This window comes from Paraburkholderia caffeinilytica, assembly GCF_003368325.1.
In the GTDB taxonomy this organism is placed as follows: Bacteria; Pseudomonadota; Gammaproteobacteria; order Burkholderiales; family Burkholderiaceae; genus Paraburkholderia; species Paraburkholderia caffeinilytica.
The window spans coordinates 2,636,316-2,658,552 of the sequence record NZ_CP031467.1 but is presented as its reverse complement, the minus strand read 5'-3'; the positions used below and the strand labels follow the sequence as shown (position 1 = coordinate 2,658,552).

The following is a 22,237-nucleotide window of genomic DNA, read 5'->3' as shown; positions in this document are numbered from 1 at the left end:
CGCCGTTCTCCTCTAGGCCTTGCGCGTGACTTCGCCGTCGCGGGCCAGCAGCGTGGCCGCGACGATGTCGTCCGCGAGATCGATGTTCAGGGCGCCTTCCTTGCTGATGATCAGCTTCAGGAAGTCGAGCAGGTTGCGTGCGTAGAGCGACGACGCGTCGGCGGGCACCATCGAGGCCAGATTCGTGTAGCCGACGATCTGCACGCCATGTCGGGTGACGACCTGGTCCGCTTCGGTGAGCGGACAGTTGCCGCCGCGCCGGCCCTCGTACTCGGCGCCGCGTCCTGCCGCGAGGTCCACCAGCACGGAGCCGGGCTTCATCGCCTGCACGGTTTCCACCGAGATCAGCGTCGGCGCCGCGCGGCCCGGAATCAGGGCGGTCGAGATCACCACGTCGGCCTGTTTCGCGCGCTCGTGAACCAGTGCGGACTGGCGCGCAAGCCACGAAGGCGGCATCGGCCGCGCGTAGCCGCCGACGCCCTGCGCGGCTTCGCGCTCCTCATCCGTTTCATAGGGGACATCGAGAAATTTGGCGCCGAGCGATTCAATCTGCTCCTTGACCGCCGGGCGCACGTCAGACGCTTCGATCACCGCGCCCAGGCGCTTGGCGGTCGCAATCGCCTGCAGACCGGCCACGCCCGCGCCGAGAATCAGCACGCGGGCCGCTTTCACGGTGCCTGCGGCCGTCATCAGCATCGGCATGAAGCGGGGATAAAGCGTGGCGGCCAGCAGAACGGCCTTGTACCCGGCGATGTTCGCCTGCGACGACAGCACGTCCAGACTCTGCGCGCGGGTGGTTCTTGGCGCGGCCTCTAAAGCGAATGCGGTGACGCCGGCCGCAGCCAGTTTCAGCGCGTTTTCGGCGTTAAAAGGATCGAGCATGCCGACCAGCGTCGCGCCGCGCTTGAGCAGCGGCAATTCGGCATCGGTCGGGGACTGGACCTTCAAAACGAGATCCGCGCCAAAAGCAGTCGCCGCATCGACGATTTCCGCGCCGGCGGCTGTAAAGGCATCGTCAGGAAAGCTTGCGCCGGTACCGGCGCCGCTCTGGATCGTGACCCGGTGGCCCTGGGTCACATACTTCCTGACCGTTTCGGGCGTCGCGGCGACGCGGGTTTCGTGCGCGCGCGTCTCGGCTGGCACTCCGATGTGCATCGTTTCTCCTCCTCGACTTCCTGTTTTACGACAGAGCTGCCGACGAGGCACGCCGGCTTGCAAGTGCAACGGCTAACGGCGTCACTTTAACCGAAACCTGGGGTTGCGCAGAAATCGGGGACAATCCGGGGTTGCCCGGCGGGCGGGACGGCTCCCTGGCCGGGGCCGGGCGGGCTGGGCGGCCCGCGCAGCCGATCGCCCGCTTCCCGGCAGCCCAGGCCCATAAACGGTAAAATGCGCAGCCATGAAACCGGAAACCTGGCTGCCGCACGTCACCGTTGCGGCCATCGTCGAGCGTGACGGGCGTTTTCTCGTGGTCGAGGAACATACCGCCGACGGCCTGCGCCTGAATCAGCCCGCCGGCCATCTGGAGGCGGGTGAAACGCTTCCGGAAGCGGTCATCCGCGAAACGCTCGAAGAAACCGCGCATCCGTTCACGCCCACGGCGCTGGTCGGCATGTACGTGACGCATGTCGAGCGGCCCGGTAGTGAGGGCGTCACGTATCTGCGCCTCACCTATTGCGGCACGAGCGGCGAAGCGGATGCGAGGCGCACGCTCGATCCCGACATCGTCCGCACGCTGTGGATGAGCGCCGACGAATTGCGCGCCTGCCCCGAACGGCACCGCACGCCGCTCGTCATGCAATGTCTCGACGACTACCTCGCGGGGCGGCGATTCCCGCTCGACTTCGTGCATACGCATTCGGTCGGGCATAAACAGACATAGGCAGACATAAGCAGACGGAAGCGGGCTTCGCAAGGCGTAGCAGGCTTAACCTGTCATAAACGAGCCGGGTCCGTCATAAGCGGCCAGCCAGGCGACCGGGCAACACGGTCAATCCACGATCAATGAAGTCATGCAGCACCCAGTGAGCACCTTATGAGCAAGCAGAAAGTCGTAGTAGGCATGTCGGGCGGCGTCGATTCGTCGGTTACCGCGTGGCTGCTGAAGGAACAGGGCTACGACGTGGTCGGCCTGTTCATGAAGAACTGGGAAGACGACGACGACAGCGAGTACTGCTCGACGCGGCAGGACTGGATCGACGTCGTCTCGGTCGCCGACCTGATCGGCATCGACGTGGAAGCGGTCAACTTCGCCGCCGAATACAAAGACCGCGTGTTCGCCGAATTCCTGCGCGAATACTCGGCCGGCCGCACGCCGAATCCAGACGTGCTGTGCAACGCCGAGATCAAGTTCAAGGCCTTCCTCGATCACGCGATGTCGCTCGGCGCGGAAACCATCGCGACCGGCCACTATGCGCGCGTGCGTGAAAACAACGGCCGCTTCGAACTGCTGAAGGCCTTCGATCATACGAAGGACCAGTCGTACTTTCTGCATCGGCTGAACCAGGCGCAGTTGTCGAAGACGCTGTTTCCGCTCGGCGAGATTCCGAAAACCAAAGTCCGCGAAATCGCCGAACAGATCGCGTTGCCGAATGCGAAGAAGAAGGATTCGACCGGTATCTGCTTCATCGGCGAACGGCCGTTCCGCGACTTCCTGAACCGCTATCTGCCGACCCAACCCGGCCCGATGAAAACCACCGACGGCAACGTGGTCGGCGAGCACATCGGCCTCGCCTTCTACACGTTCGGGCAACGCAAGGGCATCGGCCTCGGCGGCAGCAAGGAAGGCAGCGGCGAGCCGTGGTTCGTCGCCGGTAAGGATATTGCGTCGAACACGCTGTATGTCGCGCAGGGCCACGACCATCCGTGGCTGCTGAGCCATACGTTGAGCGCGGGCAATACGAGCTGGGTCGCGGGCGAACCGCCGGCCGACGGTTTTGCGTGCGGGGCGAAAACCCGTTACCGGCAAGCGGATGCACCGTGCTCCTTTAGCGCGGCGGCGAGTGTGGCAAACGGCGGCGACGGTCTCTTCGAGCTGAATTTCGACACCGCGCAATGGGCTGTCACACCGGGGCAATCTGCGGTGCTCTACGATGGCGACGTGTGCCTCGGTGGCGGTATCATCGAACACGCCATGACCGGGCAGCCAACGGCGCGCCAGCCGCAACAGGCCGCGCTGCTCACCGCCCGTTGAGCCATGAATCCGGCCGTGCGGCTACGCCTTCGCGCCGCCGCACCTGCTTCACCCGCATGCCTCATCTTCAAGCTTCAGACTTCACGCTTCACCGACGCGTTTCATCTTCGAGCCGCAGCTAGCTTCACTATAACAAGCAGGTGGTCGTTTCCCTTCGCGGCGGATTCCGTCTGCGCCGACAACGTCGACGATCCCCCCGCGACGATCTTCACTGCACTGGAGTCCCCATGCTTTCTCGACGTTATCTGGCGATGTGGTGCGCGGTCATTCTGCTCGCAGCCTGTGCGGCGCTCGCCTCGGCGCATCACATCTCGTGGTTCTGGATCATCGTGCCGGCGGCGCTCGTCGCGCTCGGCCTGTTCGACCTGACACAGGAGCGCCACGCGATTCTGCGCAACTATCCGCTATGGGGCCACTTCCGCTTCCTGTTCGAATTCATTCGCCCGGAAATCCGCCAGTATTTCGTCGAGGACGACACCGACGAGAAACCGTTCTCGCGTGCGCAACGCAGCATCGTCTATCAGCGCGCGAAGAACGACGTGGACAGCCGTCCGTATGGCACCGAGCTCGACGTCAAAGCCGTCGCGCATGAATGGATCAGCCACTCGCTCGCGCCGACCAGACTCGACAACCACGACTTCCGTATCGTCGTCGGGCCCGAGCGCGCGCAACCTTACTCGATGTCGATCTTCAACGTCTCCGCGATGAGCTTCGGCTCGCTGTCGGCGAACGCGATCATGGCGCTGAACCTCGGCGCGAAGAAAGGCAACTTCGCGCACGACACGGGCGAGGGTTCGATGTCGAAATATCACCGCGAGCACGGCGGCGACATCATCTGGGAAATCGCCTCGGGCTACTTCGGCTGCCGTAACGACGACGGCAGCTTCAGCGCGGAAAAGTTCGCGAAGCAGGCCGCCGAACCGCAAGTGAAGATGATCGAGGTGAAGCTCTCGCAAGGCGCGAAGCCCGGTCATGGCGGCGTGCTGCCGGCCGCGAAAATCACGCCCGAGATTGCGGAAACGCGCGGCGTGCCGATGGGCCGCGACTGCATCTCGCCCGCCACCCACTCCGAGTTTTCGACGCCGCGCGGCCTGCTCGAATTCGTCGACCGTTTGCGCACGCTGTCCGGCGGCAAGCCGACCGGGTTCAAGCTGTGCATCGGGCATCCGTGGGAATTCTTCGGCATTGCGAAGGCGATGCTGGAGACGGGGATTCTGCCGGACTTCATTGTGGTCGACGGTGCGGAAGGCGGCACGGGCGCCGCGCCGCTGGAGTTCACCGATCACGTCGGCGTGCCGTTGCAGGAAGGCCTGCTGCTGGTGCACAACACGCTGGTCGGCATCGGCTTGCGTCAGCGTATCCGCATCGGCGCGAGCGGCAAGATGATTACCGCGTTCGACATCACGAAGACGCTGGCGATCGGCGCGGATTGGGTCAACGCGGCGCGCGGCTTCATGTTCGCGGTGGGCTGCATTCAGGCGCAGACCTGCCACACCGGCCGCTGCCCGACCGGCGTCGCAACGCAGGATCCGGTGCGTCAGCGTGCCTTGGTGGTTCCGGACAAGGCCGATCGCGTGTTCAACTTCCATCACAACACGTTGCATGCGCTGAAGGAAATCATTCAGGCGGCGGGGCTCAAGCATCCGGCCGAGCTGCGCGCGCATCACATCGTGCGGCGTGTGTCGTCGCATGAGGTGCGGTTGATGTCGGAACTGCTGAAGTATCTCGATCCGAACGATCTGCTCAACGGCAACTATCGCTACTCGTTGTACGAGAAGTATTGGCCCATGGCGCAAAGCGATTCGTTTGCGCCGAAGGTTGAGCTGGCGGCGACGTAATCCGGTTGCGATGACGGTCGGCCGACATGCCGATCGTCGTGGAAGTGAATGCCGCCACGCATGCGTTGATGAGTTTGAGGCGTTGGCAGCCGGAACACTTCCCGGGACGACAAACAACCCAGGGCCGCCCGCAGCGGCCTTTTGTCTTTTGAAGAACGCGCCGGGTCCCGTCCGTCCCCGCAAAACGGACACCCCCCTCCCTTTCCGTTAAAATCTACGGTTTAGCACTTCGCTCCACGGCCAGCTGGCGCGCTTTGGCGCTTACAGCACGGCCCCATGCCCGAAAGGCACTTCATGCTCACGTTTCAGCAAATCATCCTGACACTGCAGTCCTACTGGGACAAGCAGGGTTGCGCGTTGCTCCAGCCGATCGACATGGAAGTCGGCGCGGGCACGTCCCACGTTCACACCTTCCTGCGCGCGATCGGTCCGGAACCGTGGCGCGCAGCCTATGTGCAGCCGTCGCGCCGCCCGAAAGACGGCCGCTACGGCGAGAACCCGAACCGCCTGCAGCATTACTACCAATATCAGGTCGTGCTGAAGCCGGCGCCGGAAAACATCCTCGACCTGTACCTCGGCTCGCTGGAGGCCCTCGGCTTCGACCTGAAGCAGAACGACGTGCGCTTCGTCGAAGACGACTGGGAAAATCCCACGCTCGGCGCGTGGGGCCTCGGCTGGGAAGTGTGGCTGAACGGCATGGAAGTGACCCAGTTCACCTACTTCCAGCAAGTCGGCGGTCTGGATTGCAAGCCGGTGCTCGGCGAAATCACCTACGGTCTCGAACGTCTCGCGATGTATCTGCAGAAGGTCGAGAACGTCTACGACCTGGTCTGGACCGAGTGGGAAGAGCAGGGCCCGAACGGCCCGGAACTTCGTCGCCTGACTTACGGCGACGTGTATCACCAGAACGAAGTCGAACAGTCGACCTACAACTTCGAGCAGGCGAACGTCGACTTGCTGTTCACGTTCTTCAACAGCTACGAAGCAGAAGCCAAACGCATGATCGAAGCGCAGATCGCGCTGCCCGCCTATGAACTGGTGCTGAAGGCCGGCCACACGTTCAACCTGCTGGACGCCCGCGGTGCGATCTCCGTCACGGAACGCGCGGCGTATATCGGCCGGATTCGCGCGCTGTCGCGTCTGGTCGCGCAGGCTTACTACGACTCGCGCGAAAAGCTCGGATTTCCGATGCTCGGCAATCCGGTGCACGGCGTGCCCGGCCTGACCACCGACGAACAGGATGCCGCCATGCCCGCGTGGGCACCGCCGCTGAAAGTCGAACGCAAGATCGACCAGGACTGACGAGAACATCAAGAAATGACTCAACCCCATCAAGCTACCCTGCTCGTCGAGCTGCTCACCGAAGAACTGCCGCCGAAAGCGCTCGCGCGTCTCGGCGACGCCTTCGCCGAAGGCATTGCGCAGCGCCTCGCGGCGCGCGACCTGGTCGAAGGCGAACTGTCGTTCGAACGTTACGCCACGCCACGCCGCCTCGCCGTCACGATCAGGAACGTGCGTTCGGTCGCACCGGAAAAACACGTGCGCGAAAAAGTGCTGCCGGTTTCCGTCGCGCTCGACAAAGACGGCCAGCCCACCGCGCCGCTCGCCAAGAAACTGGCCGCGCTCGGCTTCCCCGATTTTTCGGTGAACGACCTGGAACGCGCGCAGGACGGTAAGGCCGAGGCTTTCTTTTTGCGCTACGCCGCGCCGGGCGCCACGCTCGCCGAAGGCCTGCAAACCGCGCTCGACGAAACGCTCGCCAAGCTGCCGATCCCGAAGGTCATGACGTATCAGCGCCCGGACGGCACCAATGTGCAGTTCGTGCGTCCGGTGCATCGTCTAACCACCTTGCACGGCGAACAGGTCGTGCCGGTCACGGCATTGGGTGTCGACGCCGACGACACCACGCTCGGCCATCGTTTCCTGTCCGAAGGCTTCGTGCAGATCCAGCACGCGGATTCCTATGCCGACACGCTGTTGCACAAGGGCCGCGTGGTCGCGAATTTCGCCGACCGCAAGGAAACCATCCGCACGCACCTGCTCGCGCAAGCCGAGGGCGACCAGGTCGTGATGCCGGAATCGCTGCTGGATGAAGTGAATTCGCTGGTCGAATGGCCGGTGGTCTACGCCTGCCGTTTCGAGGACGAATTCCTGCAAGTGCCGCAGGAATGCCTGATCCTGACCATGCAGACGAACCAGAAATATTTCGCCTTGACGGATGCGAACGGCAAGCTGCGCTCGCGCTTCCTGATCGTGTCGAATATCGAAACGAAGACGCCTGGCGATATCGTCGAAGGTAACGAACGCGTGGTACGTCCGCGTCTGGCCGATGCGAAGTTCTTCTTCGAGCAGGACAAGAAGAAGCCGCTCGCCGATCGTGTGCCGCTGCTCGCCAACGTCGTGTATCACAACAAACTGGGTTCGGCGCTGCAACGCGTCGAGCGGCTGGAAGCGCTGGCCGGCGCGATTGCGTCGATGATCGAAGAGGGCGAGCAAAACCAAGCGGCAAAGGATGACGTCTCCGTGGTGATCAGTGGACATGTCGCGCTGGCAAAGCGCGCCGCGCGTCTCGCCAAGGCCGACCTGATCACCGACATGGTCGGCGAATTCCCCGAGCTGCAAGGCACGATGGGCACGTATTACGCGCGCCACGACGGCGAGCCGGAAGAAGTCGCGCTCGCTTGCTCCGAACACTATCAGCCGCGCTTCTCCGGCGATGCCTTGCCGACCACGACAACCGGCACCGTCGTCGCGCTCGCCGACAAGCTCGAAACGCTGGTCGGCATCTGGGGCATCGGCCTGCAACCCACCGGCGAGAAAGACCCGTTCGCGCTGCGCCGTCATGCGCTCGGCGTGCTGCGGATTCTGGTCGAGAAGCAATTGCCGGTCGATCTGGTCGATCTGCTGCGCGCCGCTTACGCGCAATTCGCCACCGTGCCGGGCGTCGCCGATTCGACGCAGGCGATCTACGAATTCAGTATGGACCGCCTGCGCGGTCTGCTGCGCGAACGCGGCTACGCGCCGGGTGAAATCGATGCGGTACTGGCCTTGAACCCAACGCGCCTCGACGACATCGTCGCGCGTCTGGACGCGGTGCGCGAATTCGCGGCGCTGGCGGAAGCGGCATCGCTCGCGGCAGCCAACAAACGCATCTCGAACATCCTGAAGAAATCGGAAAGCACCACGAACGGCGGCGTGCAGGCCGAGCTGCTGATCGAAGCGGCCGAAAAAACCTTGCACGCGCAGCTCGAACAGGTCGCCCCGCGCGTGCAATCGCAACTCGCCGTACGCGACTACACGGGCGCGCTGACGGCGCTCGCCGCGCTGCGCGAACCGGTCGACACGTTCTTCAACGACGTGATGGTCAATGCCGAAGATCCGGCGTTGCGCACCAACCGTCTGGCCTTGCTCGGCGCGCTGCATCAGCAGATGAATTGCGTCGCCGACATTTCCCGACTCGCCGCCTGAGCCCCGCGCCATGCCGACCAAAAAAGTGGTGATCCTCGACCGCGACGGCGTGATCAACGTCGATTCCGACGCGTTCATCAAGTCGCCGGACGAATGGGTTGCCTTGCCCGGTTCGCTCGAGGCAATCGCGCGGCTGAACCAGGCGGGTTATCGCATTGCGATCGCGACCAACCAGTCGGGCATCGGCCGCGGCCTCTTCGACATGAACGCGCTCAACGCCATGCATCTGAAAATGCATCGCATGGCGGCGGCGGTCGGCGGGCGCATCGACGCGGTGTTCTTCTGCCCGCACACCGCGCAAGATCAGTGCGAATGCCGCAAGCCGAAGCCCGGCATGCTGAAGATGATTGCCGAACGTTTCGAAGTCGATCCGGAACATACGCCGGTGGTCGGCGACGCGATGCGCGACCTGCAAGCGGGCGCGTCGCTTGGCCATCCGACTCATCTGGTGCTGTCCGGCAAGGGCCGCAAGACGCTCGCAGCCGGCGGCCTGCCTGAAGGCACCCGCGTACACGACGACCTGCGCGCGTTCGCACTCGACTTCCTTTCCGACGCTCAAGAGTGACGCGCGCCACGCGCGTCCCCAACCCTCACCGACCACGCCGATGCGCTTCATTCGTTCTTTGCTGCTGCTGATCTACTTCGTGCTCTTCACGGTGCCGTACGCGATCGCGTGCTTCATCGCGTTTCCGTTCATGCGCGCCGACAATCGCTACTGGATGGCGGCCGGCTGGTGCCGCGCCACGCTGCGCACGGTACGCTGGCTGAACGGCATCCGTTACAGGATCGAGGGCTTTGAGAACCTGCCCGATGGTCCGGCCGTGCTGCTGTCGAAGCATCAATCGGCCTGGGAAACGCTGGCGTTTCCGGCACTGATGCCGCGGCCGTTGTGCTACGTGTTCAAGCGCGAGCTGCTGTATGTGCCGTTCTTCGGCTGGGCGCTCGGCCTGCTGAAGATGGTCCACATCGACCGCAAGGAAGGCAAGTACGCGTTCGAATCGGTCATCAAGCAAGGCAAGCAGCGCATGGCGGAAGGTGCATGGGTGATCATGTTCCCGGAAGGCACGCGCACGCCGACCGGCAAGCAAGGCAAGTACAAAACCGGCGGCGCGCGATTTGCGATTGCCACCGGCGCACCGGTCGTGCCGATCGCGCACAACGCCGGACGTGTGTGGCCGCGCAACTCGTTTCTCAAATATGCGGGTATAGTCACAGTGTCGATCGGCAAGCCAATCGACACGAAGGGGCTCACGCCCGACGAAGTGAACACGCGCGTCGAACAGTGGATCGAAGCTGAAATGCGGCGCATCGATCCTACCGCGTACCGCGCGGCGGATAGCAGCTCCGCCGCCGCACCAATCTGACGCGCCCGCGCCCTCGAAGGCGCATTTGCGCGAAGCCGAATCCGATGCAGAAGTCTCCTACGTCGCAGCCCGCTGCGGCGCTCGATAACCGGCAACTCGATCTCCCGCTCTTCGCCGAGCCGGGGTCGACGTCGTCGTCCCCAACACCCTCCGCACCATCGCCGGGCTCGCAGAGCGGGCAGCCGCCGGCCGTGCCGCTCGCACCGGACGGTACCAAGCTGCGCAGCCTCACCATCGGTTCGCGCACGCTGCACTATGTGCTCAAGCGTTCGGCGCGCCGCTCGATCGGTTTTGCGATCGACAGCAGCGGCCTGATGATTACCGCACCACGTTGGGTCACGCTCGCCGATATCGAAACCGCGATCACGGAAAAGCAACGCTGGATTTTTACGAAGCTGATCGAATGGCAAACGCGTGTCGAGCAGCGCGCGTTGCCCAAGGTCGACTGGAAAGACGGTGCGGAAGTGCCGTATCTCGGTCAGCCGGTGCGCGTGAAGCTCGGTTCGCCGCAAGGCACGCTCGCGTTCGACGCGAATGAAGCCGCACTGCAAGTGCCGCTGCCGTTGCAAGCGGACCCGCAGCAGATCAAGGACCGCGTGCAAGGCTGGCTGCAAGGCGAAGCAAAGCGCCTGTTCGGCGAGCGCCTCGCGATCTACGCGGAGAAGCTGGGGGTCAACTATCGCGCGTACGCACTCTCTTCGGCGGCCACGCGTTGGGGTAGCTGTTCGAGCGACGGCAAAATCCGCCTGAACTGGCGGCTGATCCACTTCCCGCTGTCGATCATCGATTACGTCGTCGCGCACGAACTCGCGCATCTGCGCGAGATGAATCACAGTCCGCGCTTCTGGCAGACAGTCGAATCGATTTTTCCGGAATTCCGCGAAGCGCGGCAGACGTTGAAGTCGCATCCGCCGGAATTGCTGCCGACGCTTTAAAGCCTTCGGGTCTTTTTCGACGCTTCAAGACTTCGGTCCTCGGACTTCGGTCATGAAGGCCTGAAGCCGGCGCCTCGATTCGAAGCGCCGGCCGTTCCGAAACCTACCGCTCACTCCGCGCAGAAAGTTTCCTGCAAGTGACGCCAGGTCACCTTGCCGTGCGCATCCAGGTCCATCACCGCCGTTGAGCGCCGCACGTTCGCATTGCCCGCACTGTCGCGCTGATACTCACGATATTTCACCACCGCGCCCGACGGGTACTCGGACACGATCTCCATATCGCGGATGGTGATCTGCGAGCCGGGACGCGCACCGTTCAGCTTCGCAAAAATCTCGCGCAGGCCCGCGTGATCGAGTGTGAGACCGGACGGCATGACCAGTGTGAATTGCGGAGCGAAGCGCGCCATGATGCGCTCCAGCGCGCCGTGATCCGCGGAGCCGTCGAACAAAGACTGGATTTCGACATGGATGTCGTCAAGTTCTTTGAAGTAGGGATTGCTGGTATTCATTGCTCGTCCTCGCCCCACCGCTTACGTCACTTTTTCTTCTGGATGAACTCGATCTTGTAGCCGTCCGGATCCTCGACGAAAGCGATCACGGTGGTGCCGTGTTTCATCGGGCCGGCTTCGCGCACGACCTTACCGCCTTGTGCCTTGATCTTGTCGCAAGCGGCGTATGCGTCTTCGACTTCGACGGCGAGGTGCCCGAAGCCGTTGCCGAGGTCATACGACGGCGTGTCCCAGTTGTGCGTGAGTTCGAGAACGGTGCCGTCACGTTCGTCTTCATAGCCGACGAAAGCAAGCGTGAATTTGCCGTCAGGATAGTCATCGCGGCGCAACAATTTCATCCCGAGCAATTCGGTGTAGAAGGCGATCGAACGGTCCAGGTCGCCGACCCGGAGCATGGTGTGAAGCAGGCGCATTGTGTACTCCCCAGTGCGTGATATCGAGAGCGACAATGTACCCGGAATCACGCCGCGCTGCAGCGTGCGTCACACGCGGCGAAACGCGTGGTGCGCGCCGACGTGGGCACGCGCTCAGAACTGATGGCGTATGCCGGCCATCACGCCAATCTGGCTACCCTTCTGCGCGAGCCCGACACCGTTGACACCTTGCAACTGCGCGCCGATCAGGTCGCCCCGATATAGCGAGTAATCGCCTTCCAGATAGACATCGGTGCGCAAGGACAGGTTGTAGTCGGCGACCAGTTGGTACTGCCATGCCGAGCCGTCCTGCGCGGCGGTTTTGCCGTCCTGCAAGGTGCGCCAGACATTCGCGGCAAAGTGCCACGTGGTGCCGACCTGCTGCGTGATGCCGCCCATGATCATGCGACGCCGCGAAAAGTCCGTGTACTTGAGCGCAGTCAAAGCGGGTGCCGTGAACGGCCCGTTGGCGAAATTCGAAAAGCCGGCGTCATTCTGATTGACGATATAGCCGACCGAGAAGCGGGTCATGTTCCACGTGTACGAGCCGCCAAAGGTCCACGCTTTCGAGGCCGCGCCGTTGACCGAATCTTTCGACTCCTGATACGCGCCGCCGAAGGTGAACGGTCCGCCCGGCGCGTAGGCCGCCGCCACGCCGATCTGACTGCCGTACGAATTGCCCGCGTTACCACCGAACGCGTAGCCGGCGGCAAGATGAAAACCGGCATATTTCGCCTGATACTGCACCTGGTTGCTGGTCCAGATGCCGCCTGTCATCGTCACTTCCGGCTGAAAGCTGAAGTCGTACGGAATCCAGATATTGCTGCCGTAGCCGCCGATGGTCACGCCCTCGATCATCACGTTGTACTGACGGCCCAGGATCACCTGACCGTAGGAATCCGAGCGCACACCCACCTGCGCTTCATTGAAGAACGGCAAGGTGGGATCGCTTTGGCCGCTATTGATATAGAAACGGTTTTCGAGCTTGAAGAACGTCGACCAGCCACCGCCCAGATCCTCGACGCCCCGTATCCCCCAGCGGCTTTCGGTCATACCGCCGCTGCCGAGTCCGATCGACGAATCGCCGGCCTGGTTTGCGTGGGTCAGATACCGCACACTTTCGTCGATCACGCCGTAGAGCGTCACACTCGATTGAGCGTGCGCCATTTGACACGCCAGTGCCGCCGGCACCGCGGCCATCGCCCATCTGCTTACGCGCTTCATTTCGTCTCCTCGTACAGATTCCCGCTTTTCACGGATATTTCGACACCGCCACGCTTGACGCAAAGTACCGGCACGCTGTTCTTTTGAGGCCGCGCAAATCGACAGGTACAGTGCAAAGTCCCAATGTCCACATCGGAACCTCGCACGACGGCCCGTTCAGGCTGTCTGAATAAGCTGACGAAATGCGTGTGAGTGAACCTTAGCGCGAAACAGGGGCTGTAAGAAAATAGACTGACGTAAGTGTTGTTATGTCATCGAAGTGCTTGCAGCCTGCAAGAAGCACGCGTAGGCGATGGGGTCATCGCATCGTAGCGGGGACGATTTTGATATGGTATGACCTTTGATCGCCACGCCCCCGCCATGAGCACCACCGCCCTGCCCGCGCGCCGCGCCCCGGATAGCTTCGCCATCGTTCTGATGATCGGGCTGTGCGCGATCTGGGGGTTCCAGCAGGTTGCGATCAAAAGCACCAATGCGACGCTGCCGCCGGTGTTTCAGGCGGGCCTGCGCTCGGCAATCGCGGCCGTACTGGTATGGGGCTGGGCGCGCTCGCGCGGCACGCCCCTCTTTCGCGACGACGGCACGCTGGGAGCGGGCTTGCTCGCGGGCGTACTGTTCGCGGCGGAATTCGTGTGCATTTTTCTCGGCCTGACGCTGACCAGCGCTTCGCGCATGGCGGTCTTTCTGTACACCGCGCCGTGCTTCACCGCGCTCGGGCTGCACTGGTTCGTCGACGGCGAGCGGATGCGGCGCATTCAGTGGCTCGGCATCCTGGTGGCGTTTGCGGGGATGGCGCTGGCGTTCGCCGACGGCTTCCTGCACGGCCATGCGGCGCAGGGGTCGATGCTGGCAGGTGTGGCCGGCGACGCGCTCGGCGTGCTGGCCGGCGTTACGTGGGCGGCGACCACCGTGGTGGTGCGCGCCACGCGCCTCGCCCAATCGAGCGCCAGCAAGACGCTGTTCTATCAATTGGCGGTGTCGGCGGTAGTGCTGATCGCGCTCGCGCTGGGGCTGGGCCAGGCACGCGTGGAAACCGTCACGCCGCTGGCGGTGATGAGCCTTGCGTATCAGGCGGTGATCGTGGCGTTCGTCAGCTATCTGGTGTGGTTCTGGCTGCTGACGCGTTACACCGCGTCGCGCCTGTCGGTGTTCTCGTTCCTGACGCCGTTGTTCGGCGTGAGCTTCGGCGTGTTGTTGCTCGGCGAGTCGTTCAGTCTGCGCTTTTTGATGGCCGCGGGGCTGGTGCTGACCGGCATCGCGCTGGTCAATGCACCGGCGAAGCGTCGGGCCGCCTAGGCGCAGTACGGGCGCCGGGCGCGCGCCCTAAACGGCACCGCGCGACGGCGAAGCCGCCACGATCTGCGCCACGCGCACATATTCGGCCACCGGCACATCTTCGGCGCGGCGCTGCAGATCGAAGCCCAGTGCTTCGAAATCCACCGCGTCACGAAACGCCGCCAAGGTGTTGCGCAACATCTTGCGCCGCTGCGAGAAGGCCGCCGTCACCACTTCGCCGAGCACGCGCTCGTCCACGGCCGGCAGTTCATGCAGTTCGTACGGGATCATCCGCACGATCGCCGAATCGACCTTCGGCGGCGGCTGGAATGCTTCAGGCGGCACGTCGAGTTGCTTGTCGATCACGTAACGGTACTGCAGCATCACCGAGAGGCGGCTGAACGCCTTGGTGCCCGGCTCCGCCACCATGCGCTCGACGACCTCGTTCTGCAGCATGAAATGCTGATCGATCACGCGATGCGCGAACGTGGTCAGATGAAACAGCAGCGGGCTCGAAATGTTGTACGGCAGATTGCCGACAATGCGCAGCGACGCCTTCTCACCCGGTGCCGCCAGCGTGCCGAAGTCGAACGCGAGCGCGTCGCCCGCATGCAGTTCGAGCAGATCGCCAAATTTTGTCTTGAGACGGCCGATCAGATCGCGATCCAGTTCGACGGCGTGCAACGGCGCCTCGGGCGTCGCCAGACGCTCGATCAGCGGCTCCGTAAGCGCGCCGAGTCCCGGACCGATCTCGACCATGCGCTCGCCGCGCTGCGGCCGGATCACGTCCACGATCGAATCGATCACGCCCATATCGACGAGAAAATTCTGGCCGAAACGCTTGCGCGCGATATGACCTTGGTGCCGGCCCTGTTGTTGTCTGCTGGTGGACATCGAAGAAACGCTAAAAAGAGAACTGCTTAAAAAATGAGCACGCGGAACCACGCGCAATCGCGGCAAACGCTGATGAAGCCGTGCGGTCTCGCCGCTGAAGCGGCCTGCCCGGCCATGCTACGCCATCGACACCGCCGGATCAGACCGCCCGGCGAGGCGACGCGATGCCATCGACACGGCAGTATCAGCCCGCGCGGCGGTGCTTCGCCATCGAAACCGCCGTATCGATCGCGGCGATCAGACTGCCCGAATCGGCACGGCCGGTGCCGGCCAGATCGAGCGCGGTGCCGTGATCGACCGAGGTGCGGATGATCGGCAAGCCGAGCGTGATGTTGATGCCTTCGCCGAACGTTGCGTATTTCAACACCGGCAGGCCCTGGTCGTGGAACATGGCCAGCACGCAGTCGGCCTGCTCCAAATAACGCGGCTGGAACAAGGTGTCCGCCGGATAGGGGCCGGGTGCGTCGATGCCTTGCTCGTTCGCGAGTTTCAGCGCCGGAGAAATCACCTCGATTTCCTCGCGGCCCAGGTAACCGTTTTCGCCCGCATGCGGGTTCAGACCCGTCACGAGGATACGCGGCGCGGGCAGACCGAAGTGGTGGCGCAAATCGTGATCGACGATGCGCAGCGTCTCGACGATACCTTCGATCGTCAGCGCGGCGGAGACGTCCTTGAGCGGCAGATGCGTGGTGGCGAGTGCGACGCGCAACGGACGCTTGCCAGCGCCGGCCAGCATCATCACCACGCGCGGCGTGTGCGTACGCTCGGCAAGATATTCCGTGTGGCCGGTAAACGGCACACCAGCGTCGTTGATGGTGCTTTTTTGCAGCGGTGCCGTCACGATAGCGTCGAACGTGCCGGCCATGGCGCCGTCGATCGCGCTGTCGAGCAGATCGAGCACGTAGCGGCCATTGGCGGCGTCCAGCTTGCCGGCCAGCGAAGGCGCGCCAAGCGGCCGATGCGCCACCTGCACGCGCTTGCCGCCCGCCACCAGCGCAGACCAATCGACGCCTACCGCGTGCGCGCGTTCAGCCAGCAAATCCGCATCGCCCAGCACGGTGAACTGTACTCCGGGCCAATGCGCTGCCGCGCCCGCCAGCGCCTGCACGGTCAACTCGGGACCGACGCCGGCAGGCTCGCCGGTCGTGATCGCGATCTGCAACGGAAGGCTGGCGGATTGCGCGGCGGTTGTCATGGTGGTTATTGTGCGCTCGTCAGAGCCGGCTTCACTTCCACGTAGGCGGTGTCGCGCAGTTCGCGCAGCCAGTCGGCGTAGGCCTGTTCCGCCTTGCGCTGACCGATTGCCTGACGCGCCAGGTCCATCTGCTGCGAAACCGAGCCTTCCGATTCGCGGCGGCCCAGCACCTGAATCAGGTGATAGCCGTATTCGCTGCGCACCGGGTCGCTGATCTGACCGTCCTGCAGGTTGTTCATGGCGCGCTCGAATTCCGGCACCGTCTCGCCCGGGCTGATCCAGCCGAGGTCGCCGCCTTGCGACGACGAACCGTCTTGCGAGTAGGTGTGGGCAAATTTCGCGAAGTCGCCGCCTCCGGCGATCTGGCTCTTGATTTCGAGCAGCTTCTGACGCGCTTGCGGCTCGGACATGCCATCGCCGACGCGCAGCAGAATGTGGCGAACGTGCGTCTGTACGAGCTTCGGTGCATCGGAGCTGGCGCCCTGGCCTGCGCGGCGATCGACGAGGCGCACGATTTCGAAGCCGTCGTTGGTGCGGATCAGCTCCGGATTGACCTCGCCCGGGCGCAGCGCCGAGGCGGCCTTGACGAACTCAGGCGGCAGCTTGGACGGCGACTGGAAACCCGTATCGCCGCCTTTCGACGCATCCGGCGCTTGCGAATTCGACTTCGCCAGCTTTTCGAAGTTGTCGCCACCCTTGGCTTCGGTAAGCAGGGCCTGCGCCTTTTTCTGCGCGGCTTCGATGTCGGTTTCCGAGGCGTTCAGCGGCGCCTTCAGGAAGATGTGCTGAAGGTGCAGATCGCTCGTCAGGCCGGCGTTCGGTCCGCGCTGGCTGGCGATGTAGTTCGCGACCTCGGCGTCCGAGACCGTCACCTTGCTGTCCACTTCCTTCTCACGCAAACGCGAGAGCGTGAGTTCGGTGCGCGCGTCGCTCGTGAAGGTGGTCCAGGGCACGCCTTGCGCCTCGATGCGCGCACGGTACGTGTCGAGTGTCAGGTTGTTCGCCTGCGCGAGCCGCTCCAGCGTTTTTTGCACGGTGGCGTCGTCGATGCTGATGCCGTCTTCTTTCGCCTTCTGCAACTGGATGCGTTCCAGCACCATCTGGTTGAGCACCTGCTGACGCAACTGGTCCATCGGCGGGACCGGCGCGTTCTGCTGGTTCAGCCGGCGGGCGATCAGGCCGATGCGCTCGTCGAGCTCGCGCCGCGTGATGACACCGTTGTTGACGACTGCGGCAATGGTGTCGACCGTCTGGCCGCGATTGCCGGACAACGCCTGCGCCTGAACCGGCGCTACCGACAGGAAAGACGCCGCGGCGGCGAGACCGGCCGCAAGCGTTGCCAAGCGAAGCTTTTTCATGATTGCCACAGATACTCCAATGATGTCGGGCGCGCCTGGCCCGTCTTTTCGCATGCTATGAATGATCGGGCGAGCGTCATTCGTAATTGGTGAAACGCGCTTCCGGCGGCGGCGGCGGCGGCAACGGCGTATAGCCCGCCACGCTGCTGCGGAACGCGGAAATCAGCCCGTTGTCGACGCTCGACAAGCCCTTGAACGTCAACTGCGCGAGAAACCGCGTGCTCGACTGATTCTGCCCCGACGTATTCAGACCGTTCGCGTAGCGCTGGATCCCGGCGCCGAGCGTCCAGCAGTCGGCGTCGTATTGCAGGCCGACCAGGCCGTCGACGACCCGATGCCCGCCCAGGTCGTAATTGAAACGACCCACCCCGTACACACGGTGCGTCAGCGGCCACTGCCCCGAAATCAGCACCTGGTTGATCGGCTGGTTGTCCAGCGTGGTGTTGGCGCGGGTGTAGCGATACGCGACGTTGATCACCTTGCCGCTCGCCGGACTGAACCCGAAGCCGATACTGGTCTTCGTCAACTGGTTGTTGTCGGCATTATATTGGAACGCCGTTTCCGACGCGAAACCGGCCCCGAGCTTGAGCGACGCACCCGCGATCAGGTCCGAATGCGTGGCTTGCGTGCTGGTCTGCGTCGACAGCAGCGTGACGCGCTGATCCTGGAAGTAGTACTGCTGCGCGATCACGAAGCGCGCGCGTTCGTCGCCCGTGGCCGGGTTGATGAAGCGCGTGGTAATCGCCGCGGTCAGACGGTTCGCGTCGGCGATCCGGTCGTTGCCGACGAACGTGTTCGGCGTGAAGATTTCCGCCAGCCCGAAGTCGGAGTCGGCCGTATCGAATAGCGGCGCGGACGCCTGGTTGCGGTACGGTGTGTAGACGTAATAGAGCCGCGGCTCCAGCGTCTGGATGTAATCCTCGCCGAAGATCCGCACCGAACGGTCGAAAATCAGCCCGGTGTCGAAGCTGAGCGTCGGGATCGATTCGGTGAAATTCTTCGGCGTGCCGCTCGGCACGTCGGTGCCGATATTGTTCAGGTTGTACGACGCAAAGTGCCACTGCACCTTCGGCGTGACGAAGTAACCCGGCCCGACCACCGAATACGACAGGTACGGGTTGAACATCACCCGCTGACCCTGGGTCGCGTCCGCCGTGGTAATGCGGAAATTCGTGTAGTCCGCTTCCGCGCCGTAGTCGAAGCCGCCGACGTTGTACTTCGCGTACTTCACGTTCAACTGCGGCTCGCGGCCGTACGGCGCCACCGAAGGCGTCAGCGTCTGCCAGTGCTGTTCACGGGCGAGCACGGACCATGGACCGTTGTTGTAGGTCAACCCGGCTTCCTGTTGATACAGGAGCTGGGTGCCGTTCATGAACTGACTGACCGACGACGACAGGTCTTCCGGATAGGTGTTGTCCGAAACCTTGTTGTAGTAGATGTAACCGCCGAACCCGTTGCCGAAGTTCTGGTTGTGCTGGATGTACAGCGCGTAGCGGTTAGTCTTGGTCAGGTGGTCGTCAGGCAGGAATTCACCGGTGATCGACCCCGAATAGGTGGGCGACAGATAGCGGAAGGTCGACTGCAACTGCACGCCGCGCTTCGAGATCAGACGCGGGGTGACCGTCAGGTCGCGATTCGGCGCGATGTTGAAGTAGTACGGCACCGACAGTTCGAAGCCGTTCGACGAACTGAGCGAGAACGTGGGCGGCAAGACGCCGCTGCGCCGTTCGCCCGACAGCGGGAACGACAGCCACGGCGAAGCGAATACCGGCACGCCCTGGAAGAACAGCACGCTGTTGTACGCAACGCCTTCGTCCGCGCCGGTGTCGAAATCGAACTCGCTGCCCTTGATGTACCACGCCGGATTGTCCGCGCACGCACAAGCCGTGTACGTGCCCTTCGTGAACACCGAGCGCTCATTGTCGAGCAGGTCCACGCGCTCCGCGCTGCCCGAGCCACCGGTCACGTTGAAGTGGTACTTCGGTGCGGACATGTAGCCTTCGCTCGAGTCCACCCGCATATGCGCTTCGGGCCCGGCGAACGTGGCGCCGTTGTTGTTCAGGTGAACCCGGCCGTAGGCGTCGGCCATGTCCGTGTCCTGATCGTAGTGCAGCGCGTCGGCCTTGATGACGAAGGTATTGCGCCGCACCTCGGCCGAGCCTTTCGCGGCCATGTCCTGGTCGGTGGTGCCGCTCGCCGTGTCGCCGAGCACGAAGGTGGCCGCCTTCTGGCCGGCCTGCAACGGATGTTCTTCGAGCTGCGGGGCGAGCTGCATGCCCCATGGCGCGTCGATAGGCTGCGGCTGCGCGGCTTCCCCCACCAGCTGGGCGTGCGCAAGCGCGGGCATCAGGCCCGGAACGGCGATCAACGCCGCGACGAGCCGCCTTTTGCGCGGCACTACGGCACAAGAGGGAGTCGTTTGGGAAAGCTGTCTAGGCGGCATGTATCGTTTGGCGAATCGGCCCGTCCATCAGCTTCTGCAGTCACGATCCACCGCCTGCACACCCCGACCGTGACAGTCGGCTGCACATCAATATTTACAATCTGTAGAACGATGAGGCGGGCGGTGAAGCGGAACGCGCGAAAGCTGGCGTGAGTCGCGTCAAAAAAGTCGTGGGGTATTATATGGCAAGACGTTGTCCCTCTGAATTTGCCGCCGGTTTTCATGACGCTGCTCCCTGCCAAAAACGCTACCCAGGATTCTTCCGACAGCCGCCTCGAATTGCTCAAGGCCTGGCTGAACGCCCGCGCAGCGCGCTATGCGCTCGATCTCGACACACTTGCACCGGCTTCGTCCGACGCCAGTTTTCGCCGCTATTTCCGGGTCGCCGGTAAGGCGGTGGAAGGCGAAAGCGCGGGCACGCTGATCGCCGTCGATGCCCCACCGCCCGAAAAGTGCCGCGAATTTGTGCAGGTCGCGCAGTTGCTCGACACCGCCGGCGTGCATGTGCCACGCGTGCTCGAGGTCGATTTCGACACCGGCTTCATGCTCGTCACCGATCTCGGCACCGATTCGTACCTCGGCGCGCTGACCGGGGCGCAAAGCGGCGATGACCCGCGCCGTGCCCGCACGTTGATGCGCGACGCGCTCGACGCGCTGATCCGCTGGCAACTCACGTCGCGCGAAGGCGTGCTGCCGCCGTTCGACGAAGCCTTCCTGCGCCGCGAGATGGAGCTGATGCCGGAGTGGTTCATCGGCCGCCACCTGGGCCGCGAGGTCGACGAGAAGACCCGTGCGCTGCTCGATCGCACCTTCGCGCTGCTGATCGCCAGCGCCCGGGCGCAGCCGCAAGTGTTCATGCTGCGCGATTTCATGCCGCGCAATCTGATGGTCGCCGCCGCGCCGAAGCTGGCGCCCTCGCCGCTGAATCCCGGCGTGCTGGACTTCCAGGACGCGGTGTACGGCCCGATCACATACGACGTCGCCTCATTGCTGCGCGATGCGTTCCTTGGCTGGGACGAAGAGTTCGAGCTGGATTGCTTCGTGTACTACTGGGAGCGCGCGAAAAAAGCCGGCCTGCCGGTCGATCCGGATTTCGGCGAGTTCTACCGTCAGCTCGAATGGATGGGGTTGCAACGGCACATCAAGGTGCTGGGGCTGTTCTGCCGGATCAACTACCGCGACAGCAAGCCGCATTACATGAAGGATCTGCCGCGCTTCATCGGCTATGCCCGCAAGGTGGCGGAGCGCTATGCGCTGCTGCGTCCGTTCGCAAAACTGCTCGACGATCTCGAAGGCCGCGCGAATGAAGTCGGCTATACGTTCTGACCGATGACGATGTCTCTGAAGAAAGCGATGATCTTCGCCGCCGGGCGCGGCGAGCGCATGCGTCCGCTGACCGACACGTGCCCAAAGCCTCTGCTCGAAGTGGGCGGCAAACCGCTGATCGTGTGGCAGATCGAACGCCTCGCGCGCGCCGGCTTTCAAACCATTGTGATCAACCATGCATGGCTCGGCGAGCGGATCGAAGCCGCGCTCGGCGACGGTTCGCGCTGGGGCGTGCAACTGCGCTATTCGGCCGAGCATGAAGCGCTGGAAACGGCGGGCGGGATCGCGCACGCGCTGCCGCTGCTGGAGGATGACGACGCCGGCGAAGTGTTCGCCGCAATCGCCGGCGACGTGTACGCCGATTTCGACTACGCCACGCTGAACGCGCATGTCGACACACTGAAGGCGCTGCCCGAGCCGGGCATGCATCTGGTGATGGTGGCGAATCCGGCGTTTCATCCGAACGGCGATTTCGGTCTGATCGACGGCGTGCTGTCGCTCGACGCGCAGCCACGCTTGACGTTCGGCAGCATCGCACTCTACGACACGCGCATGTTCCGCGATCTGCCGAGCGGCACGCGGCGCGCGCTTACGCCCTACTATCGCGAGACGATTGCGCGTGGTCTCGCGAGTGGGGAGTTGTATGAGGGCCTGTGGGAAAACGTCGGCACAGCGGCGCAGTTGCAGAGTCTGGATCAGCGTTTGAGCGCACGCTAATTGCAGGCCACACGGCGTTGAGCGACGGGGCGCCATACTGCACGTGAGGCGACGAGCAACGCTCCAGGCTGAGCGATCGACGCCG

At 63.5% G+C, this 22,237-nt stretch carries 19 protein-coding genes; 11 read left to right on the top strand and 8 right to left on the bottom strand.

Annotated elements, in window-relative coordinates; all coding sequences use genetic code 11:
* Positions 1–12: 12 nt before the first annotated feature.
* Positions 13–1,155 carry a Re/Si-specific NAD(P)(+) transhydrogenase subunit alpha gene (locus DSC91_RS28215; RefSeq protein WP_115781868.1) on the bottom strand — a complete coding sequence of 381 codons (1,143 nt, stop codon included), beginning with the start codon at positions 1,153–1,155 and terminating at the stop codon, positions 13–15.
* Positions 1,156–1,399: 244 nt separating this feature from the next.
* On the opposite strand from DSC91_RS28215, the gene DSC91_RS28210 reads away from it, so the two are divergent.
* The 8 genes from DSC91_RS28210 (at position 1,400) to DSC91_RS28175 (ending at position 10,798) form a co-directional block, all read left to right on the top strand.
* Positions 1,400–1,882 (top strand): NUDIX hydrolase, encoded by a 483-nt coding sequence (locus DSC91_RS28210; protein WP_115781867.1) that lies wholly within the window; start codon positions 1,400–1,402, stop codon positions 1,880–1,882.
* A gap of 153 nt (positions 1,883–2,035) precedes the next feature.
* On the top strand, positions 2,036–3,193 hold the full coding sequence (gene mnmA, locus DSC91_RS28205; RefSeq protein WP_115781866.1) for a tRNA 2-thiouridine(34) synthase MnmA: 1,158 nt from the start codon (positions 2,036–2,038) through the stop codon (positions 3,191–3,193).
* A gap of 227 nt (positions 3,194–3,420) precedes the next feature.
* Positions 3,421–5,031 (top strand): FMN-binding glutamate synthase family protein, encoded by a 1,611-nt coding sequence (locus DSC91_RS28200; protein WP_115781865.1) that lies wholly within the window; start codon positions 3,421–3,423, stop codon positions 5,029–5,031.
* A 294-nt stretch (positions 5,032–5,325) separates the two neighbouring features.
* Positions 5,326–6,333, top strand: a complete 1,008-nt coding sequence (gene glyQ, locus DSC91_RS28195; RefSeq protein ID WP_115781864.1) for a glycine--tRNA ligase subunit alpha — start codon at positions 5,326–5,328, stop codon at positions 6,331–6,333.
* A gap of 15 nt (positions 6,334–6,348) precedes the next feature.
* Positions 6,349–8,499: a glycine--tRNA ligase subunit beta gene (glyS, locus tag DSC91_RS28190; RefSeq protein ID WP_115781863.1), complete on the top strand. Its 2,151-nt coding sequence runs from the start codon at positions 6,349–6,351 to the stop codon at positions 8,497–8,499.
* Positions 8,500–8,509: 10 nt separating this feature from the next.
* Positions 8,510–9,064, top strand: a complete 555-nt coding sequence (gmhB, locus tag DSC91_RS28185; protein ID WP_115781862.1) for a D-glycero-beta-D-manno-heptose 1,7-bisphosphate 7-phosphatase — start codon at positions 8,510–8,512, stop codon at positions 9,062–9,064.
* A 40-nt stretch (positions 9,065–9,104) separates the two neighbouring features.
* Entirely contained in the window at positions 9,105–9,863 is a 759-nt protein-coding gene (locus DSC91_RS28180; protein WP_115781861.1) for a lysophospholipid acyltransferase family protein, read from the top strand.
* 44 nt (positions 9,864–9,907) lie between these two features.
* Entirely contained in the window at positions 9,908–10,798 is an 891-nt protein-coding gene (locus DSC91_RS28175; RefSeq protein ID WP_115781860.1) for a M48 family metallopeptidase, read from the top strand.
* Between the two features lie 110 nt (positions 10,799–10,908).
* Here DSC91_RS28175 and DSC91_RS28170 read toward each other — a convergent pair whose 3' ends face one another.
* The 3 genes from DSC91_RS28170 to DSC91_RS28160 form a co-directional block, all read right to left on the bottom strand.
* Positions 10,909–11,307 carry a hypothetical protein gene (locus DSC91_RS28170; RefSeq protein ID WP_115781859.1) on the bottom strand — a complete coding sequence of 133 codons (399 nt, stop codon included), beginning with the start codon at positions 11,305–11,307 and terminating at the stop codon, positions 10,909–10,911.
* Between the two features lie 26 nt (positions 11,308–11,333).
* Positions 11,334–11,720 (bottom strand): lactoylglutathione lyase, encoded by a 387-nt coding sequence (gene gloA / locus DSC91_RS28165; RefSeq protein WP_115781858.1) that lies wholly within the window; start codon positions 11,718–11,720, stop codon positions 11,334–11,336.
* A 114-nt stretch (positions 11,721–11,834) separates the two neighbouring features.
* Complete coding sequence (locus DSC91_RS28160) at positions 11,835–12,944, bottom strand: porin (RefSeq protein ID WP_115781857.1); 1,110 nt, start codon at positions 12,942–12,944, stop codon at positions 11,835–11,837.
* Between the two features lie 360 nt (positions 12,945–13,304).
* Here DSC91_RS28160 and DSC91_RS28155 point away from each other — a divergent pair, with 360 nt between their 5' ends.
* Entirely contained in the window at positions 13,305–14,240 is a 936-nt protein-coding gene (locus DSC91_RS28155) for a DMT family transporter (protein ID WP_115781856.1), read from the top strand.
* Positions 14,241–14,267: 27 nt separating this feature from the next.
* Here DSC91_RS28155 and rsmA read toward each other — a convergent pair whose 3' ends face one another.
* The 4 genes from rsmA to DSC91_RS28135 all read right to left on the bottom strand — a co-directional run bounded on the left by rsmA (position 14,268) and on the right by DSC91_RS28135 (position 20,109).
* Positions 14,268–15,113: a 16S rRNA (adenine(1518)-N(6)/adenine(1519)-N(6))-dimethyltransferase RsmA gene (rsmA, locus tag DSC91_RS28150; protein ID WP_115781855.1), complete on the bottom strand. Its 846-nt coding sequence runs from the start codon at positions 15,111–15,113 to the stop codon at positions 14,268–14,270.
* 184 nt (positions 15,114–15,297) lie between these two features.
* Positions 15,298–16,308, bottom strand: coding sequence for a 4-hydroxythreonine-4-phosphate dehydrogenase PdxA (gene pdxA / locus DSC91_RS28145; RefSeq protein WP_115781854.1), 1,011 nt, complete (start codon positions 16,306–16,308; stop codon positions 15,298–15,300).
* A 5-nt stretch (positions 16,309–16,313) separates the two neighbouring features.
* Positions 16,314–17,675, bottom strand: coding sequence for a peptidylprolyl isomerase (locus DSC91_RS28140; RefSeq protein WP_115781853.1), 1,362 nt, complete (start codon positions 17,673–17,675; stop codon positions 16,314–16,316).
* A 67-nt stretch (positions 17,676–17,742) separates the two neighbouring features.
* A complete protein-coding gene (locus DSC91_RS28135; RefSeq protein WP_115781852.1) occupies positions 17,743–20,109 on the bottom strand; it encodes an LPS-assembly protein LptD in 2,367 nt (788 codons plus the stop codon).
* A 222-nt stretch (positions 20,110–20,331) separates the two neighbouring features.
* On the opposite strand from DSC91_RS28135, the gene DSC91_RS28130 reads away from it, so the two are divergent.
* Both DSC91_RS28130 and murU read left to right on the top strand, forming a co-directional pair.
* Positions 20,332–21,435: an aminoglycoside phosphotransferase family protein gene (locus tag DSC91_RS28130; protein ID WP_115781851.1), complete on the top strand. Its 1,104-nt coding sequence runs from the start codon at positions 20,332–20,334 to the stop codon at positions 21,433–21,435.
* A gap of 3 nt (positions 21,436–21,438) precedes the next feature.
* Entirely contained in the window at positions 21,439–22,152 is a 714-nt protein-coding gene (gene murU, locus DSC91_RS28125; RefSeq protein ID WP_115781850.1) for an N-acetylmuramate alpha-1-phosphate uridylyltransferase MurU, read from the top strand.
* Positions 22,153–22,237: the final 85 nt, after the last annotated feature.

Excerpts from the sequence above, each read along its gene's own strand:
- DSC91_RS28155 (WP_115781856.1), top strand. The coding sequence starts at position 13,305 with ATGAGCACCACCGCCCTGCCCGCGCGCCGCGCCCCGGATAGCTTCGCC.
- DSC91_RS28180 (WP_115781861.1), top strand. The coding sequence starts at position 9,105 with ATGCGCTTCATTCGTTCTTTGCTGCTGCTGATCTACTTCGTGCTCTTC.
- DSC91_RS28215 (WP_115781868.1), bottom strand. The coding sequence starts at position 1,155 with ATGCACATCGGAGTGCCAGCCGAGACGCGCGCGCACGAAACCCGCGTC.
- gmhB (WP_115781862.1), top strand. The coding sequence starts at position 8,510 with ATGCCGACCAAAAAAGTGGTGATCCTCGACCGCGACGGCGTGATCAAC.
- murU (WP_115781850.1), top strand. The coding sequence starts at position 21,439 with ATGACGATGTCTCTGAAGAAAGCGATGATCTTCGCCGCCGGGCGCGGC.
- gloA (WP_115781858.1), bottom strand. The coding sequence starts at position 11,720 with ATGCGCCTGCTTCACACCATGCTCCGGGTCGGCGACCTGGACCGTTCG.
- DSC91_RS28130 (WP_115781851.1), top strand. The coding sequence starts at position 20,332 with ATGACGCTGCTCCCTGCCAAAAACGCTACCCAGGATTCTTCCGACAGC.
- DSC91_RS28135 (WP_115781852.1), bottom strand. The coding sequence starts at position 20,109 with ATGCCGCCTAGACAGCTTTCCCAAACGACTCCCTCTTGTGCCGTAGTG.
- DSC91_RS28175 (WP_115781860.1), top strand. The coding sequence starts at position 9,908 with ATGCAGAAGTCTCCTACGTCGCAGCCCGCTGCGGCGCTCGATAACCGG.
- DSC91_RS28170 (WP_115781859.1), bottom strand. The coding sequence starts at position 11,307 with ATGAATACCAGCAATCCCTACTTCAAAGAACTTGACGACATCCATGTC.
- glyQ (WP_115781864.1), top strand. The coding sequence starts at position 5,326 with ATGCTCACGTTTCAGCAAATCATCCTGACACTGCAGTCCTACTGGGAC.
- DSC91_RS28210 (WP_115781867.1), top strand. The coding sequence starts at position 1,400 with ATGAAACCGGAAACCTGGCTGCCGCACGTCACCGTTGCGGCCATCGTC.
- DSC91_RS28160 (WP_115781857.1), bottom strand. The coding sequence starts at position 12,944 with ATGAAGCGCGTAAGCAGATGGGCGATGGCCGCGGTGCCGGCGGCACTG.
- mnmA (WP_115781866.1), top strand. The coding sequence starts at position 2,036 with ATGAGCAAGCAGAAAGTCGTAGTAGGCATGTCGGGCGGCGTCGATTCG.
- rsmA (WP_115781855.1), bottom strand. The coding sequence starts at position 15,113 with ATGTCCACCAGCAGACAACAACAGGGCCGGCACCAAGGTCATATCGCG.
- DSC91_RS28200 (WP_115781865.1), top strand. The coding sequence starts at position 3,421 with ATGCTTTCTCGACGTTATCTGGCGATGTGGTGCGCGGTCATTCTGCTC.
- pdxA (WP_115781854.1), bottom strand. The coding sequence starts at position 16,308 with ATGACAACCGCCGCGCAATCCGCCAGCCTTCCGTTGCAGATCGCGATC.
- glyS (WP_115781863.1), top strand. The coding sequence starts at position 6,349 with ATGACTCAACCCCATCAAGCTACCCTGCTCGTCGAGCTGCTCACCGAA.